This window comes from Buttiauxella sp. BIGb0552, from assembly GCF_004366275.1.
In the GTDB taxonomy this organism is placed as follows: Bacteria; Pseudomonadota; Gammaproteobacteria; order Enterobacterales; family Enterobacteriaceae; genus Buttiauxella; species Buttiauxella gaviniae.
Window position 1 is genome coordinate 278143 of record NZ_SODY01000006.1, and the last position, 14818, is coordinate 292960.

Consider the following 14818-nt stretch of genomic DNA (forward strand, 5'->3'; position numbering starts at 1 on the left):
GTCGATAACACTTCAATCGTTTCTATCGTTCTGTCACCGGGAAAAGAGCATGTTGAGAAATTTGTCTATTCGCACGGGGCTGCTGACATTGCTGGCAGTCATGACCTTCCTGTTGTTATTTGTCAGCGGCATGGGCATTTTTGCTCTTCAACAAAGCTCAACCTCACTCCAGAATATTAATCGCCTACAGGGCGAGCAGATGGTGCGCTTGTCTGATGGCTATGTTTCGTTGCTACGCGCGCGTAACGGTGCAGGGCAGGCGGTTCGCCAGATGGAAATTGGCCTGCTGGAAGATGCCACCAAATCTACCGATTACGTTGCCAGTGATGTGGCAGCGGCTCAACAGCAGCTAAAAGAGTTTATCGACAGCGGCGTGAGCGATGAAGAAGGCAATCGACTGATTCAAAACTTAGCGCAAAGCTATGCGGAATACCTCGCAAAAGGCATCAATCCGATGCTCGCAGCGCTCACCAAACAAAGCCCCGATGATTACTACGATCTGCTGGAAAAGACGCTGATTCCGCTGTCGCAAAAGTTTGATACCGATGTGGAGATTTTCAAGCAGTGGGGCGAGGCGCGCGGCAACAGCGAAGTTGAAGCGGTGCAATTGCATAAGAAAATCGTCCTTACGCTAATTATTATCGCCGCATTGCTCACCGCCGGAATTATCGTGCTGGTGTGGCTGGCACTCCGCCATTTACTGCTCAAGCCGTTGAATCAGTCGATTGAGCAGCTGGAGTTTGTCGCCAGGGGCGATTTAACTCAGACGTTGCCACCTGCTGGTAACAACGAATTTGGCCGCCTGGCGACGGCAATTACCATCATGCGAGATTCCTTGATGGAATCGGTAAGCCGCGTGCGCGATGCCAGCTCGCAAATTGATACCGGCAGCCGCGAACTGGCCGCAGGCAACCAGAACCTTGCCCAACGCACTGAATCAACCGCCACTTCTCTTGAGCAAACGGCTGCCAGCATGGAGCAGATCACCGCGACCGTGAAACAGAACGCCGACAACGCCGAGCAAGCACATAAATTAGCAAAAGACGTTTCTGATACCGCCGATCGTGGCAGCGAAATGGTGTGCTATGTGATTGAAAAAATGCGTGATATCTCCAGTAGTTCCGACCGTATTGCCGACATCCTCAGTGTTATCGACGGCATCGCCTTCCAGACCAATATTCTGGCGCTGAACGCCTCGGTAGAAGCAGCGCGTGCAGGTGAACAAGGGCGCGGGTTTGCGGTGGTAGCGGGCGAAGTTCGTATCCTGGCAAGCCGCAGCGCTGACGCCGCAAAAGAGATCCGTACGCTGATTTCGGACTCGCAAAATCATGTTGGCGAAGGTCGTGAACTTGCGCAGCAAGCCGGGGAAACGATGGATGAAATCGCCGAAGAAGTGATGCGTATGACCCGTCTGGTGAGTGAAATCGCTAATGCGTCAAACGAGCAAAGCTATGGTATCGAGCAGGTGAATATCGCGGTGAGCCAGATGGATGAGGCAGCGCAGCAGAATGCGGCATTGGTTCAGGAATCAACAGCGGCTACGCGTTCGCTTGAGGAGCAGTCACAGCACTTGGTGGCTGCGATGGCAACGTTCAGGTGTACCCGTCATACTTGAAGCCGCATCCGCGTTGGCTGCGTTCACGCACCCGACAAATCTGCTGAAAGCAGATTTGAACGCTGCTAGCAGCGGCCCGAAGGGGTAGGCCCATGAATGGGCCTAATAATCACTTACTCTAGTAAGCTCATCGGGATTTGCTCACTTGCCGCCTTGATGCAGTTTCAATTATTTAGGGTATGGAGCGCTATTTATCCTCTCCCGTGGGAGAGGATCGAGGGAGGGCAGAAACTTATGCGTCCGGGTACTCACGGATAAAGCGTTCTACATCATCGACCATATGTTCGTTACCTACGAAGAACGGACGTCGCTGGTGCAGGGTTTCCGGGATGATATCCAGAATACGCTCTTTGCCATCACTCGCTTTACCGCCAGCTTGTTCCGCAAGGAACGCCATCGGGTTGCCTTCATACAGCAAACGCAGCTTCCCTTGCGGGTGGCTTGCGGTGCTTGGGTAAAGATAAATCCCACCTTTCAGCAGGTTGCGGTGGAAGTCGGCAACCAGAGAACCGATATAACGCGAGGTATACGGGCGCTGGGTGTTTGAATCTTCTTCCTGGCAGAACTTAATGTACTTTTTCACACCCTGCGGGAAACGGATGTAGTTCCCTTCGTTGATAGAATAGGTGCTGCCAATTTCCGGGAAGCGCATACGCTCCTGGCACAGGCAGAACACGCCAAGAGAAGGATCGTAGGTGAAGGCATGAACGCCACAGCCGGTGGTATAAACCAGCATGGTTGAAGAGCCATAAACCACATAACCTGCCGCGACCTGACGGTTGCCTGGCTGAAGGAAATCGGCTTCGGTGACAGGAGTGCCTACCGGCGTGATACGGCGATAGATAGAGAAAATGGTACCAACTGATACGTTCACGTCGATGTTTGATGAACCATCAAGCGGGTCCATCAGCACCACATATTTGGCATGTTCCGCGCCTTCGAAAACAACGATGTCATCTTCTTCTTCGGAAGCAACACCGGCCACAATCCCTCGGGCTTTCAGTGCTGCTTTCAGTTTTTCGTTTGCGAACAGGTCAAGTTTTTGCTGCACTTCGCCCTGAATGTTTTCAGCTCCGCTGGCACCCAAAATATCAACCAGACCTGCTTTGTTGATATCACGGTGGATGATTTTTGCGCCGAGCTTTATTGCCGACAATAAGGCAGTCAGTTCACCGGTTGCGTGCGAGAACTCATGCTGCTTTTCGACAATAAATTCACCTAACGTTTTCATAACACTTTCCCTGCTTCTGTTAATTAAATGAAACGACTGCAACAATCCTAACAAACTTTCAAATAGTAGCGTACAGGTGAATCGCGCCAGCAAAATGCGGAATTAACTTAAATGCGATTTGCCAGCATCCAACATACGGTTAGAATGTGCGCCAAATAATAAAAGGATAGTTTTATGCGTATTCATATTTTGGGTATTTGCGGCACGTTCATGGGCGGCCTTGCTATGCTGGCTCGTTCACTCGGCCATCAGGTTACGGGCTCGGATGCCAATGTGTACCCTCCAATGAGCACTCTGCTTGAAGAGCAGGGTATTGAATTAATTCAAGGTTACGACCCAAGCCAACTCGATCCACAGCCGGATTTGGTGATCATCGGCAACGCAATGACGCGTGGAAACCCGTGCGTTGAAGCGGTGCTTGAGAAAAGTATTCCTTACATGTCTGGCCCACAGTGGCTGCACGATTTTGTGCTGCGCGACCGTTGGGTGCTGGCTGTGGCGGGTACACACGGTAAAACCACCACTGCAGGTATGGCAACGTGGATTCTGGAAGCCTGTGGCTACAAGCCTGGCTTTGTGATCGGTGGCGTACCGGGTAATTTCGATGTTTCTGCACGCCTGGGCGACAGCCCATTCTTCGTGATTGAAGCTGACGAATACGACTGCGCGTTCTTCGATAAGCGTTCCAAATTCGTGCATTACTGCCCTCGTACATTGATCCTCAATAACCTTGAGTTTGATCACGCGGACATCTTTGACGATCTGAAAGCGATTCAGAAACAGTTCCACCATCTGGTGCGTATTGTTCCGGGGCAGGGGAAAATCATCTGGCCTGAGAACGACACCAACATTAAGCAGACGCTGGCAATGGGCTGCTGGAGCGAGCAAGAGCTGGTGGGCGAGCAAGGCCACTGGCAGGCGAAGAAGCTTAATCCTGATGCATCTAATTGGGAAGTTTACCTGGATGGCGAGCGTGTCGGTGAAGTCCACTGGCAGCTAGTTGGCGAACACAACATGCATAACGGGCTGATGGCGATTGCCGCAGCACGCCATGTGGGTGTTACACCAGCAGATGCCGCGAAAGCCCTGGATAGCTTCATCAATGCACGTCGTCGCCTTGAATTACGTGGCGAAGCGCACGGCGTGACGGTATATGACGATTTTGCTCACCATCCAACGGCGATTCTGGCAACACTTTCGGCATTGCGTAGCAAAGTTGGCGGCACCGCACGTATTCTCGCAGTGCTTGAGCCACGCTCTAACACCATGAAAATGGGCCTGAGCAAAGATGATCTGGCACCTTCTTTAGGTCGTGCAGACGAAGTCTTCTTGCTCCAGCCTCCGCATATTCCATGGCAAGTGGTTGAAGTGGCTGAAGCCTGTATTCAGCCTGCTTACTGGAGTGCAGATGTCGACACTTTGGCGGATATGGTGGTGAAAACGGCTCAACCTGGCGACCATATTCTGGTGATGAGCAACGGTGGTTTCGGTGGTATTCACCAGAAGCTGCTGGATGCGCTGGCTAAAAAATCAGAAAACCAGTAATCGTACAGACATAAAAAAACCCGCAAATGCGGGTTTTTTTATGGGTGGCTAATTTCATTAAGCCACTTTCGTTTTAGGCCTGGGTTTCAGCCAGTTCGCGCAGATATGAGAAAATCTGGCGATAAGATTTTGGCGGCTTATTTGCTGCCTTTTCTTTTTGTGCGTTACGAATCAGTACACGTAATTGCTGGCGGTCAGCTTCTGGGTAAAGTCTTAACACTTCACTCATTGCATCATCGCCTTCCTCAACCAAACGATCGCGCAGTGCTTCCAGTTTATGGAACAGTGCGACTTGTTGGTTGTGACGGTTTTTCAGTTTATCGAGCGCTACGCGGATAGGATCCATGTCGCGCGAACGCATCATTTTGCCAATTAACTGAACCTGACGGCGACGGCCTTCTTTTTTGATTTTCTGAGCCAAATCAATAGCGGCACGCAAATCTTCATCAAGAGGGATTTTGTCGAGCGCATTTTTGCCCAATTCCATCAGTTCCATACCCAGGCGTTTTAACTCCTCGGCATCACGCTTAATTTCGCTTTTACTGACCCAGATAATCTCATCATCTTCGTCTTCATTTTCGTTATCTGGTACGTCGTCGAGCCAGTCATCGGGCTGCTTAGTCATATTAGGCTCCTTAAAAAAAGTGGCTAATTCTACCAGTAAAGCCTGTTCACTGCGAAATTGTTCTGTTCTGGGTTAGACTTAATTCACTCACCTTACATTATGGCAGTAGCGATGAAAGTAAACACGCAAGTAGCACAACAACGTCAGGTTCTGGAACAAGCGGTATCTCAGGCGCTGGAACTGGCTTCCGCTCAGTCCGATGGCGCAGAAGTTGCCGTCAGTAAAACCACTGGTATCAGCGTAAGTACCCGATACGGTGAGGTGGAAAACGTCGAATTTAACAGCGATGGTGCGTTAGGCATCACCGTTTATCATCAAAACCGTAAAGGCAGTGCATCCACAACAGACCTTAGCCCGGATGCCGTAGCGCGTACCGTGCAGGCGGCACTGGATATCGCCCGTTACACCTCACCAGACCCGTTTGCGGGTGTGGCAGATAAAGAATTGCTGGCTTATGACGCGCCGGACCTGGACCTTTTCCACCCAACGGAAATGGACGCAGACCGCGCGATTGAACTGGCAGCACGCGCTGAAAATGCATCATTGAACGTCGATAAGCGCATCAACAATACCGAAGGCGGTAGTTTTAACAGCCACTACGGCATTAAAGTTTTCGGTAACAGCAACGGTATGCTGCAAAGCTACTGTTCAACGCGCCATTCGCTTTCCAGCTGCGTTATCGCCGAAGTTAACGGTGAAATGGAGCGTGATTACGCCTATACCATTGGCCGCGCGATGGAAGATCTCGACAGCCCTGAATCCGTGGGTATCGAATGTGCTCGCCGCACGCTTGCGCGCCTGTCGCCACGCAAACTGTCTACCATGAAAGCGCCGGTTATTTTTGCCGCTGAAGCGGCGACCGGTCTGTTCGGTCACCTGGTTGGCGCGATTGCGGGTGGTTCGGTTTACCGTAAATCCACGTTCCTGCTCGATTCTCTTGGCAAACAAATTCTGCCGGAATGGCTGACCATTGAAGAGCACCCGCATCTGCTCAAAGGCCTGGCTTCAACGCCGTTCGATAGCGAAGGTGTACGTACAGAACGCCGCGACATTATCAAAGACGGTGTCCTGCAGCAGTGGCTGTTGACCAACTATTCCGCGCGCAAACTTGGCCTGAAAAGCACCGGCCATGCGGGTGGTATCCACAACTGGCGTATCGAAGGGCGAGGCCTGGATTTCGCGGGTATGCTTAAAGAGATGGGCACCGGCCTGGTGGTGACCGAGTTGATGGGTCAGGGTGTAAGCGGCATCACTGGCGATTACTCTCGCGGCGCGTCCGGTTTCTGGGTTGAGAACGGCGAAATTCAATATCCGGTGAGCGAAATCACTATCGCTGGAAACTTGAAAGATATGTGGCGTGAAATGGTCACAATTGGTAGTGATATTGAGAAGCGCAGTAATATTCAATGTGGTTCAGTGTTACTCCCAGAAATGAAAATTGCTGGGCAGTAGTTAACCGTAACAGGCGCGTCCTGCCGCGCCTTTCTAATAAAAAAGGTGAGTTAATGCGTAAGCAATTAATTGCAATGTTGGCAGTATCGTCCGTGTTATTTACTGGCGCTGTAATGGCGAAAGATGTTGGCGATGATATGGATACCATCGCTGAAAATTACAAAACCGTGTTGAAGACCGATAACGCGGCAGAGTTAAAAACCTCGCTCAATAATATGCGTACCGCAGCGCTGGATGCGCAAAAGGGCACACCACCAAAGCTCGAGAACAAAGCGGCAGATAGTGCCGAGATGAAAGATTATCGCCACGGTTTGGATTTACTGGTTGGACAGATTGACGGTGCGCTGAAGCTTGCCAACGAAGGCAAAGTGAAAGAAGCGCAGGCAGCAGCAGAAGAATTTAAAACCACTCGCAATGCCTACCATAAAAAATACCGCTAAGCTCATACTGGCCCCTAAACCCTAAGGGGCCGGAACATATCTGTTTATCTTATAAGGACATCTGATTTATGAAACCGATTCAAACCTTCATCAAAGGTGCTGCTACTGTTTCCCTACTGGCATTCAGCATTATGTCCGCCAATGCCACCGTCCTGCCTGTAGCAGGTGATTTCCAGGCCGATCATTTTTCCGCGAAAGTGGTTTCAGTTGATCAAAAAAATCATGTCGTGGTGTTGGAAGGGGAAGCAGGAAATAAAGTCTCTCTCAACGTTCCAGAAGAAGCCGGTACGCTGGCGAATATCAAAGCGGGCGATACCGTTGATACTACCGTTACGCGTTCCGTAGCCATTGCTTTTGATACCAACGTTGATAAAGCCGCACCTACGGCTTCAACCACCAAAGGGATGGAAAAAGCGACCAGTGGTTCACCTGAGCACGAAGCCTTCCGCCAGGTCAACGTTCAGTTGAAAATTAAACACATCGATCTGAAAAAGAATGAAATCACCTTCGTAGGGCCAAAAGGTCAGGAAAAAACGGTAACCGTTGAAGACCCTAAAGTTCAGGCGAAATTGAAAGACTTGAAAGTGAACCAAAGCGTGCGTGTGACTTACACCGACTCAATCAAAATCACTGCCCACCCGGTTAAATCATAATAGCTGATGCATAAACTCCTCTTTCTGCATCGTGGGGAAGAGGAGAATTTTTTCAATCAAAGGTGAAATGCCACCCGCTTTCCGTCAGGGAGAGTGATATCAATACTCAGTTTCCCACCCAGCGCTGCCACATAACGTTTAAGAGTTGATAACCGTGGGTCATTGCCGGTTTTCTCAATTTTTGCGAGCGTAGGTTGTGATACACCAATGGTTCGGGCCAGTTCAGTCTGTGAAATATTGAGCTCTTCACGCAACTGGCTGAGTATTAAATCCTGGCGTAAAACTTCGATTTTTTTAGCAATACGCTGTTGGCTTTCAGGGCTTTGTTGTGAAAGTAACTCTTTGTAAGTAGACATATTACCTCTCCAGTTTTGCCAAGTGATTACGATACTCTGATTCAGCCCGCAGAATCATACTGCGATAAAATTGCTGCTCGTTTTTCCCTGTTTTATCACCAGCACACAAAATGATGGCCTGGCGTTGTGGGTCAAAAGCGAAAAAGGCACGTATCGGGTTTCCGGCATGCTGAATACGAAGTTCTTTCATGTTGGGAAATACGCTGTCTTTTAAGGTATCGACATACGGCCGACCCAAATGCGGACCAAACTCTTCAAGGAACCCCATCATCGCAAGGACATCTTCTCTGAGCATTTCGTTTTGCGCTAAAAACCATTGATCAAAAACTTCCGTTGTCAGAACGTTCCACATCACTTTATCCCATAGCCAGAAGGCTATTATTCAATCATAGCCTTTTAGCTATGAACTTAAAAGAAAGCGAAATGAAAATTGCGCTTTCTCGTGAAGAATCGAGCGCATTCTACAAACTAGCTGCCAGCATCCTATTTTCACAGCTACACGATGCGGCCTTTCTCGTAAGTTGGATTTTTAGGTAAGTCGCTAGCCCATCAATTCAATGATCGCCTTCCACCCCGATCACAAAACCAAAAGTTCATTATTACTCTAAGGCTAATGATTGTTCCCCGAGCTTAATTGATGGTCTAACCAGTGAGGCGCACAATTTAACCAAGCTAAAGCAAATCAGAATGATTGGCTGAATCAGGAGGTTAAAATGACGGCTTTCCAAAAGCCAGCACGCCAGTGGAACACACGCCGCACTGAGAAACTGCGTCGTATGGCTTCCACCAACGTGCAGGGCAAGGTGCTTCCAACCGAAGATCTTGTCGATATGCTGGAAAAACTGATCGCTCCCGGCGATCGCGTGGTGCTTGAAGGCAATAACCAAAAACAGGCGGATTTCCTTTCCCGCATGTTGGCTGAAGTTAGCCCATCCAAAGTTCACGACCTGCATATGATTATGCCGAGCGTCGGGCGTAGCGAACACCTTGATATTTTTGAAAAAGGTATCGCCCGCAAGCTCGATTTCTCCTTCTCTGGCACCCAGAGCCTGCGTATTTCGCAACTGCTCGAAGACGGTCAGTTAGAGATTGGTGCCATTCATACCTACATCGAACTCTATTCCCGTTTGTATGTGGATCTCGCGCCAAACGTGGCACTGATTGCCGGTTTTAAAGCTGACCGCAAAGGTAACTTGTATACCGGCGCCAGCACCGAAGATACGCCAGCACTGGTTGAAGCGGCGGCATTCCACGACGGTATTGTTATCGCTCAGGTTAACGAACTGGTTGATGACGAATGTGATTTACCGCGTGTTGATATTCCAGGCTCGTGGATTGATTACGTGGTGGTGGCTGACAAGCCGTTCTTTATCGAACCGCTGTTTACCCGCGACCCGCGTCTTATCAAGCAAGAACACATCCTGATGGCGATGATGGCGATTAAAGGCATCTACGCTGAACACCAGGTGCAATCGCTCAACCACGGTATCGGCTTTAACACCGCCGCTATCGAACTGCTGCTGCCAACCTACGGCGAACAGCTCGGTCTGAAAGGCAAAATCTGTAAACACTGGACGCTGAACCCGCACCCAACGCTTATCCCTGCTATCGAAAGTGGCTGGGTTGAAACCGTGCACTGCTTCGGTGGCGAGCTGGGTATGGAAGAGTACGTGCGCGCTCGCCCGGATGTGTTCTTTACCGGTGCTGATGGCTCAATGCGCTCCAACCGTGCGTTCTGCCAGTTAGCAGGCCAATACGCAGTGGACATGTTCATCGGCTCCACATTGCAGGTTGATGGCTATGCCAACTCCTCAACCGTGACGCGCGGTCGTCTTTCCGGTTTCGGCGGTGCGCCAAACATGGGCCATGACCCACATGGTCGTCGCCATGCAACGGCTGCCTGGCTTGCAATGCAGGCTCAACCAGATCTGATGCAGCGCGGCCGTAAGCTCGTTGTTCAGATGGTCGAAACCTTCCAGGCTGGTGTTAAACCAACGTTCGTGGAAAAACTCGACGCGGTTGAAGTGGCTAAATCCTCCGGTATGCCGCTGGCTCCGGTGATGATTTACGGCGACGACGTGACTCACGTGCTGACCGAAGAAGGCATCGCGTATCTGTATCGTGCTGAAAGCATGGAAGAGCGCCGCGCTATGGTGGCATCCGTTGCAGGTATCACTGATATCGGTCTGGGCGTGGATGCTAAACGCGTTGCTGCATTGCGCCAAAGCGGCAAAGTGGTCTTCCCGGAAGACATGGGCATTCGTCGCACCGACGCAACCCGTTCTCTGTTGGCTGCCGGCAGCGTGGCGGACTTAGTGGAATGGTCTGACGGTCTGTATAACCCACCTGCGAAATTCCGGAGCTGGTAATGAAACTACAGCCACAGATTGGGAGTGAAGGCAGCGCTGCATGGCTTGCAAGGGTTGCCACCCAAAGCTTGATCACAGAAGCACGCTTAAGCCCGAAACCTGGTCTTGTGGACAGTCGGGGAAGTGGTGCACATCATGACCTGACGCTGGAATTGATGGAGCGCTCTGCGCACAGCCTTTCCCCGACGTTTCATGCGCTGGCATTGCAAAGCTGGCAGCGCCCGGCAGACATCGCTCTGCGTCAACTCGTCGGCCGTTTAGGTCGTGAAGGTGAGGCGCAGATGATGGCAGCTACAGGCGGAGTGAATACTCACCGGGGCGCCATCTGGGCACTCGGTTTGTTGGTCAGCGCTGCTGCGATGCACGGCCTTGAAGGCCGCAGTGAAGAGATTGCGGCAACTGCCGCAAAACTCGCCAGTCTGCCAGACAGTTCAGCACCAAAAGTTTTCAGTAAGGGGTTGCTCGCGACACGGCGTTATAGCGTTCCCGGTGCTCGCGAAGAAGCGCAACTTGGCTTCCCGCACATCATGCAACTGGCGTTGCCGCAACTGCGCCGCAGCCGTTTGCAGGGTGCCACGGAACAGCAGGCTCGCCTTGATGCGCTGATGGCCATCATGACGACTCTTAGCGATACCTGCGTGCTTTCACGTGCCGGGCTTGAAGGGCTGGAAACCATGCAAAGCGGTGCGCGTAGCGTGCTGGTAGCAGGTGGCACAGCTCAGGTTGAAGGCCGTGCAGCACTTGCCTGGCTTGATGAGCAGATGCTGGCACTCAATGCCTCACCAGGTGGAGCCGCAGATTTGCTGGCCGCCACGCTGCTGATTGACCGTATCGCCTGCGACGACGCGACGCTTACCCCATTACCGCAACATTCACACTTTTAAGAGGGTGTTATGGAACACATTACATTGTCATTTCCGGCAACTCGTACCGTTAGCGGCAAAGCGCTGGCGGGTGTAGTTGGCTCCGGTGATATGGAAGTCCTGTTTACTGCGGCTCAAAGCGAGACGCTGACTATCGACATCACCACGTCTATTGATAACAGCGAGCAACGCTGGCAGGCGCTGTTCGAACGCCTTGGCGCATTGTCCAGCCTGCCTGCCGGTCAGATGCAGATCCACGACTTTGGCGCGACGCCAGGTGTGGCTCGTATCCGCATCGAACAAGTTTTTGAAGAGGTGACTCATGCGTAACGACAGCAGCTTTATCGAACTCAAAGCGCGTGAACGTGCTCGCCTGTTGCTTGATGACGGCAGTTTCCGCGAATTGCTCGATCCGTTCGAAGGCATTGTGTCCCCATGGTTAGAAGCTCAGGGCATCGTTGTGCAGTCAGACGACGGCATGGTTGTTGCCAAAGGCACCATTAATGGCGGCCCGGCGGTAGTGATTGCTATCGAAGGCGCTTTCCAGGGCGGCAGCATGGGCGAAGTGTCCGGTGCGAAAATGGCCGCGGCCCTTGAACTGGCAGCGGAAGATAACCGTAACGGCATTCCGACTCAGGCCGTTTTGTGCCTCGAAACGGGTGGCGTGCGCTTACAGGAAGCAAACCTTGGCCTCGCAGCGATTGCCGATATTCACGCAGCCATTGTAGACCTGCGCCGTTATACGCCAGTTATCGGCGTGGTGGCAGGAACCGTAGGTTGCTTCGGCGGAATGTCTATCGCTGCCGCACTTTGCAGCTACCTGATTGTGACGCGTGAAGCGCGCCTTGGCCTGAACGGCCCACAGGTTATCGAACAAGAAGCGGGTATCGACGAATACGATTCACGTAACCGTCCGTTTATCTGGAGCATGACCGGTGGTGAAGTTCGCTTTGAGAGCGGTCTGGTGGAAGCGCTGGTAGGTGATGGCGTTAACGCGGTTAAACAAGCGGTGAACGAAGCTCTCGCCAAAGGTGTTCCGGCTAAGCATCGTACCGATAACTATGACTGGTATCTCGATCGCCTGAACAATTTCGACACCACTAAACAGGCTGATTCCGAACAGATTAAGCAGCTTTTTGGGGAGAAACGCGCATGAGCCAGAAACTGAATCGCGCCGCCATTTGGTTGGATAAATTGACTTCAAACGCACCGCGTATGGCTGGCCTTTGCCCGTCTGTGCAAGTGGCTGATGGCGCTGTTGATGGCCAGGCTGCACGTTTTATCGCAGTCGTGCCAGATGAAAGCAACCACTACCCGCGCGCGAAAGGCGGTGAAGTCGGTCTGCTCGAAGGCTGGACGCTGGCGAAAGTCGTAAGCGAAACCATCGCTGAAGATGCTGAAAAGTCAGAGAAACGCGCCATTGTGGCGGTTATCGACGTACCGAGCCAGGCTTATGGCCGTCGCGAAGAAGCGTTTGGTATCCACCAGGCATTAGCGGGGGCCGCAGCGGCCTACGCCAATGCACGTCTGGCAGGTCACCCGGTTGTTGGCCTGATTGTTGGCAAAGCGATGTCCGGTGCATTCCTGGCACACGGCTACCAGGCTAACCGCCTGATTGCGTTCAACGATTCCGGCGTGATGATCCACGCAATGGGCAAAGAGTCTGCGGCACGCATCACCTTGCGTACCGTTGAGGCGCTGGAAAAACTGGCGGCGACCATCCCTCCGATGGCGTACGACATCAGCAACTACGAAACCCTGGGGTTGTTATCCGCGTTACTTGATATCGCGAACCCTGAAGCGCCAGAAGCAGGCGATATGGGCAAAGTGAATGAAGCGCTGGCTACCGCAGTCCGCGAAGCTCGCACGGATAACACGCTGAAAAACCGACTGAATGCGAAAAATCGCCACAGTTCGGCACTGGTTCGTGAGCGTATGCGCGCGGCCTGGTAAATCACCAACGTATTACAGACAGACCTGCCAGACAGTCAATAATGGGCACACTTGATGTGCCCAACTAAAAAATAACCGTCTGAAAAATAATAACTATCGCGAACGTGCTTGAATTCTTTTTTAACTACAGGTGAAGTTATGACTTACGTGATCGTTCATGCTCTTGCTCCTATTTTTGTCATCATGCTGCTCGGCTTTTTCGCCGGCAAAGCAAAGATGGTCGATAACAAAAATGTTTCCCTGCTCAATATCTTTGTCATGGATTTCGCCCTGCCTGCTGCGCTGTTTAGCGCAACGGTTCAGACCCCTTGGGAAGGTATCGTTAAACAGTCACCAATGAGTGTGGTGCTGGTTCTGGCGATGTGGATCACCTACGCTGCCATCTATTTCATGGCGACCAAAGTATTCAAAAAATCGCCACAAGATGCGGCGGTACTGACGCTGACCGTAGCACTGCCAAACTATGCTGCACTTGGCCTGCCAATTCTGGGTAGCGTGCTGGGTGAAGGCCCATCAACGTCGCTGTCTGTTGCGGTTTCTATCGCCTGCGGTTCCGTACTGATGACACCGTTCTGCCTGATGATTCTGGAGCGTGAAAAAGCGCGTGCTGCTGGCGAAGCTGCTGGTTCAACACTGGCGATGCTGCCTGTTCTGATGTGGCGTTCGCTGAAAAAACCTATCGTCTGGGGCCCGCTGCTGGGTGTGATTCTGTCAGCAATCGGCATTCGTATGCCTGACTTGCTGCTGTCGTCTATCAAACCATTAGGCATGTCAGCAACGGCTGCGGCGCTGTTCCTGACCGGTGTGATCCTTTCTGCCCGTAAGCTGAAAATCAACACCGTGGTTTGCACCGCGACTATCACCAAACTGCTGATTCAGCCATTCATCGCCTGGGGTATCGTGATGGCGTTGGGTCTGAGCGGCCCGATTGCTATCACCGCGATCCTGATGATTGCACTGTCTGCGGGTTTCTTCGGCGTGGTGTTCGGCAACCGTTTCGGTGTGCAGTCCCCGGATGCAGAGGCAGTATTGCTGCTTAGCTCCGTGCTCTCTATCCTGTCTTTACCGCTGTTTATCTCTCTGACTTCAGGAATGTAAAACATGGACACACCACGCCCACACGACTTACTCTGGCTTAGCGAAAGCAACGCGCTTGAAGGCGTGAGTGAAGAGTGGGTTGCAAGCCAGTGGCGGCCAGCTCTGCCAGTGGTGGTGCGGCGTGATGTGAATCATGAAGGGCGCATTCCGGTAGGTGTTCGTGGAATGCGCCGCGACCAGCGTGCAGCCGGTTGGGTGAATGCCGCAAAGATTAAACGCGTCGTTTCCCCAGAATCACTGGCTGCACGCGAACTCTTAGTCAAATCCCCGTTTGTTTCAATGCCGCCTGTTCAGGGGGCTATTCAATTGGCACTGCGTGAGTGGCCTTGGGTTTGGGGCATTACCGGCAGTGTTGGTTATGCGCTGGCAACGGAAGTTCCGGTGCTGCATGCGGATAGCGATCTCGATTTAATCATTCGTTGCCCTGAGCCTGTCGAGCACAAATTGCTGCTCGAATGGCAGCAGGTTATCGGCCAATTATTGTGCCGCGCCGATACGCAAATCGAAACGCCGCAGGGTGCGTTTGCGCTGGCAGAATGGCTGCGTGACGGACGTGTGTTGTTGAAAGCAAGCAGCGGGCCGCAGTTAGTTAGTGACCCATGGATGCAAAAGGGATAA

Annotated in this window: 16 protein-coding genes; 12 read left to right on the forward strand and 4 right to left on the reverse strand. The window is 52.0% G+C overall.

What is annotated here, in order from left to right; all coding sequences use genetic code 11:
* Nucleotides 1-49: 49 nt before the first annotated feature.
* Nucleotides 50-1615 (forward strand): methyl-accepting chemotaxis protein, encoded by a 1566-nt coding sequence (locus EDF88_RS18410; protein WP_064515794.1) that lies wholly within the window; start codon nt 50-52, stop codon nt 1613-1615.
* Nucleotides 1616-1847: 232 nt separating this feature from the next.
* Here EDF88_RS18410 and fbp read toward each other — a convergent pair whose 3' ends face one another.
* Complete coding sequence (gene fbp / locus EDF88_RS18415; protein WP_064515797.1) at nt 1848-2846, reverse strand: class 1 fructose-bisphosphatase; 999 nt, start codon at nt 2844-2846, stop codon at nt 1848-1850.
* Between the two features lie 174 nt (nt 2847-3020).
* Here fbp and mpl point away from each other — a divergent pair, with 174 nt between their 5' ends.
* Entirely contained in the window at nt 3021-4391 is a 1371-nt protein-coding gene (gene mpl / locus EDF88_RS18420; protein ID WP_064515800.1) for a UDP-N-acetylmuramate:L-alanyl-gamma-D-glutamyl-meso-diaminopimelate ligase, read from the forward strand.
* Nucleotides 4392-4464: 73 nt separating this feature from the next.
* On the opposite strand, the gene yjgA is transcribed toward mpl, so the two are convergent.
* Nucleotides 4465-5016, reverse strand: coding sequence for a ribosome biogenesis factor YjgA (gene yjgA / locus EDF88_RS18425; RefSeq protein ID WP_064515802.1), 552 nt, complete (start codon nt 5014-5016; stop codon nt 4465-4467).
* A 99-nt stretch (nt 5017-5115) separates the two neighbouring features.
* Between yjgA and pmbA the strand changes: the two genes are divergently transcribed.
* From pmbA to EDF88_RS18440, 3 genes are all read left to right on the forward strand, one after another.
* Nucleotides 5116-6468 (forward strand): metalloprotease PmbA, encoded by a 1353-nt coding sequence (gene pmbA, locus EDF88_RS18430; RefSeq protein WP_064515806.1) that lies wholly within the window; start codon nt 5116-5118, stop codon nt 6466-6468.
* Nucleotides 6469-6521: 53 nt separating this feature from the next.
* The gene (cybC, locus tag EDF88_RS18435) at nt 6522-6908 is read left to right on the forward strand and encodes a cytochrome b562 (RefSeq protein WP_034461367.1); all 387 of its coding nucleotides are present in this window, start codon (nt 6522-6524) and stop codon (nt 6906-6908) included.
* 68 nt (nt 6909-6976) lie between these two features.
* A complete protein-coding gene (locus EDF88_RS18440) occupies nt 6977-7561 on the forward strand; it encodes a hypothetical protein (RefSeq protein ID WP_064515812.1) in 585 nt (194 codons plus the stop codon).
* A 56-nt stretch (nt 7562-7617) separates the two neighbouring features.
* Here the strand turns inward: EDF88_RS18440 and EDF88_RS18445 are convergent, their stop codons facing one another.
* The gene (locus EDF88_RS18445; protein ID WP_134186294.1) at nt 7618-7917 is read right to left on the reverse strand and encodes a helix-turn-helix domain-containing protein; all 300 of its coding nucleotides are present in this window, start codon (nt 7915-7917) and stop codon (nt 7618-7620) included.
* Between the two features lies 1 nt (nt 7918).
* The gene (locus EDF88_RS18450) at nt 7919-8269 is read right to left on the reverse strand and encodes a type II toxin-antitoxin system RelE/ParE family toxin (RefSeq protein WP_134186296.1); all 351 of its coding nucleotides are present in this window, start codon (nt 8267-8269) and stop codon (nt 7919-7921) included.
* Nucleotides 8270-8630: 361 nt separating this feature from the next.
* Between EDF88_RS18450 and mdcA the strand changes: the two genes are divergently transcribed.
* The 7 genes from mdcA (at nt 8631) to EDF88_RS18485 (ending at nt 14818) form a co-directional block, all read left to right on the forward strand.
* The gene (gene mdcA / locus EDF88_RS18455; protein WP_134186298.1) at nt 8631-10286 is read left to right on the forward strand and encodes a malonate decarboxylase subunit alpha; all 1656 of its coding nucleotides are present in this window, start codon (nt 8631-8633) and stop codon (nt 10284-10286) included.
* Nucleotides 10286-11170, forward strand: coding sequence for a triphosphoribosyl-dephospho-CoA synthase (locus EDF88_RS18460; protein ID WP_064515821.1), 885 nt, complete (start codon nt 10286-10288; stop codon nt 11168-11170). Before mdcA ends, EDF88_RS18460 begins: the two co-directional genes overlap by 1 nt.
* A gap of 9 nt (nt 11171-11179) precedes the next feature.
* Nucleotides 11180-11479, forward strand: a complete 300-nt coding sequence (mdcC, locus tag EDF88_RS18465; RefSeq protein WP_064515824.1) for a malonate decarboxylase acyl carrier protein — start codon at nt 11180-11182, stop codon at nt 11477-11479.
* On the forward strand, nt 11472-12305 hold the full coding sequence (locus EDF88_RS18470) for a biotin-independent malonate decarboxylase subunit beta (protein ID WP_064515827.1): 834 nt from the start codon (nt 11472-11474) through the stop codon (nt 12303-12305). The genes mdcC and EDF88_RS18470 overlap by 8 nt, the downstream gene beginning before the upstream one ends.
* Nucleotides 12302-13102, forward strand: a complete 801-nt coding sequence (gene mdcE, locus EDF88_RS18475; protein WP_134186301.1) for a biotin-independent malonate decarboxylase subunit gamma — start codon at nt 12302-12304, stop codon at nt 13100-13102. Before EDF88_RS18470 ends, mdcE begins: the two co-directional genes overlap by 4 nt.
* A gap of 138 nt (nt 13103-13240) precedes the next feature.
* The gene (locus tag EDF88_RS18480; RefSeq protein ID WP_064515834.1) at nt 13241-14200 is read left to right on the forward strand and encodes an AEC family transporter; all 960 of its coding nucleotides are present in this window, start codon (nt 13241-13243) and stop codon (nt 14198-14200) included.
* Nucleotides 14201-14203: 3 nt separating this feature from the next.
* Nucleotides 14204-14818 carry a malonate decarboxylase holo-ACP synthase gene (locus EDF88_RS18485; RefSeq protein ID WP_134186303.1) on the forward strand — a complete coding sequence of 205 codons (615 nt, stop codon included), beginning with the start codon at nt 14204-14206 and terminating at the stop codon, nt 14816-14818.

What these genes read in the sequence shown, in the direction of transcription:
- EDF88_RS18410 (WP_064515794.1), top strand. Translation starts at nt 50, where the DNA reads ATGTTGAGAAATTTGTCTATTCGCACGGGGCTGCTGACATTGCTGGCA.
- fbp (WP_064515797.1), bottom strand. Translation starts at nt 2,846, where the DNA reads ATGAAAACGTTAGGTGAATTTATTGTCGAAAAGCAGCATGAGTTCTCG.
- mpl (WP_064515800.1), top strand. Translation starts at nt 3,021, where the DNA reads ATGCGTATTCATATTTTGGGTATTTGCGGCACGTTCATGGGCGGCCTT.
- yjgA (WP_064515802.1), bottom strand. Translation starts at nt 5,016, where the DNA reads ATGACTAAGCAGCCCGATGACTGGCTCGACGACGTACCAGATAACGAA.
- pmbA (WP_064515806.1), top strand. Translation starts at nt 5,116, where the DNA reads ATGGCAGTAGCGATGAAAGTAAACACGCAAGTAGCACAACAACGTCAG.
- cybC (WP_034461367.1), top strand. Translation starts at nt 6,522, where the DNA reads ATGCGTAAGCAATTAATTGCAATGTTGGCAGTATCGTCCGTGTTATTT.
- EDF88_RS18440 (WP_064515812.1), top strand. Translation starts at nt 6,977, where the DNA reads ATGAAACCGATTCAAACCTTCATCAAAGGTGCTGCTACTGTTTCCCTA.
- EDF88_RS18445 (WP_134186294.1), bottom strand. Translation starts at nt 7,917, where the DNA reads ATGTCTACTTACAAAGAGTTACTTTCACAACAAAGCCCTGAAAGCCAA.
- EDF88_RS18450 (WP_134186296.1), bottom strand. Translation starts at nt 8,269, where the DNA reads ATGTGGAACGTTCTGACAACGGAAGTTTTTGATCAATGGTTTTTAGCG.
- mdcA (WP_134186298.1), top strand. Translation starts at nt 8,631, where the DNA reads ATGACGGCTTTCCAAAAGCCAGCACGCCAGTGGAACACACGCCGCACT.
- EDF88_RS18460 (WP_064515821.1), top strand. Translation starts at nt 10,286, where the DNA reads ATGAAACTACAGCCACAGATTGGGAGTGAAGGCAGCGCTGCATGGCTT.
- mdcC (WP_064515824.1), top strand. Translation starts at nt 11,180, where the DNA reads ATGGAACACATTACATTGTCATTTCCGGCAACTCGTACCGTTAGCGGC.
- EDF88_RS18470 (WP_064515827.1), top strand. Translation starts at nt 11,472, where the DNA reads ATGCGTAACGACAGCAGCTTTATCGAACTCAAAGCGCGTGAACGTGCT.
- mdcE (WP_134186301.1), top strand. Translation starts at nt 12,302, where the DNA reads ATGAGCCAGAAACTGAATCGCGCCGCCATTTGGTTGGATAAATTGACT.
- EDF88_RS18480 (WP_064515834.1), top strand. Translation starts at nt 13,241, where the DNA reads ATGACTTACGTGATCGTTCATGCTCTTGCTCCTATTTTTGTCATCATG.
- EDF88_RS18485 (WP_134186303.1), top strand. Translation starts at nt 14,204, where the DNA reads ATGGACACACCACGCCCACACGACTTACTCTGGCTTAGCGAAAGCAAC.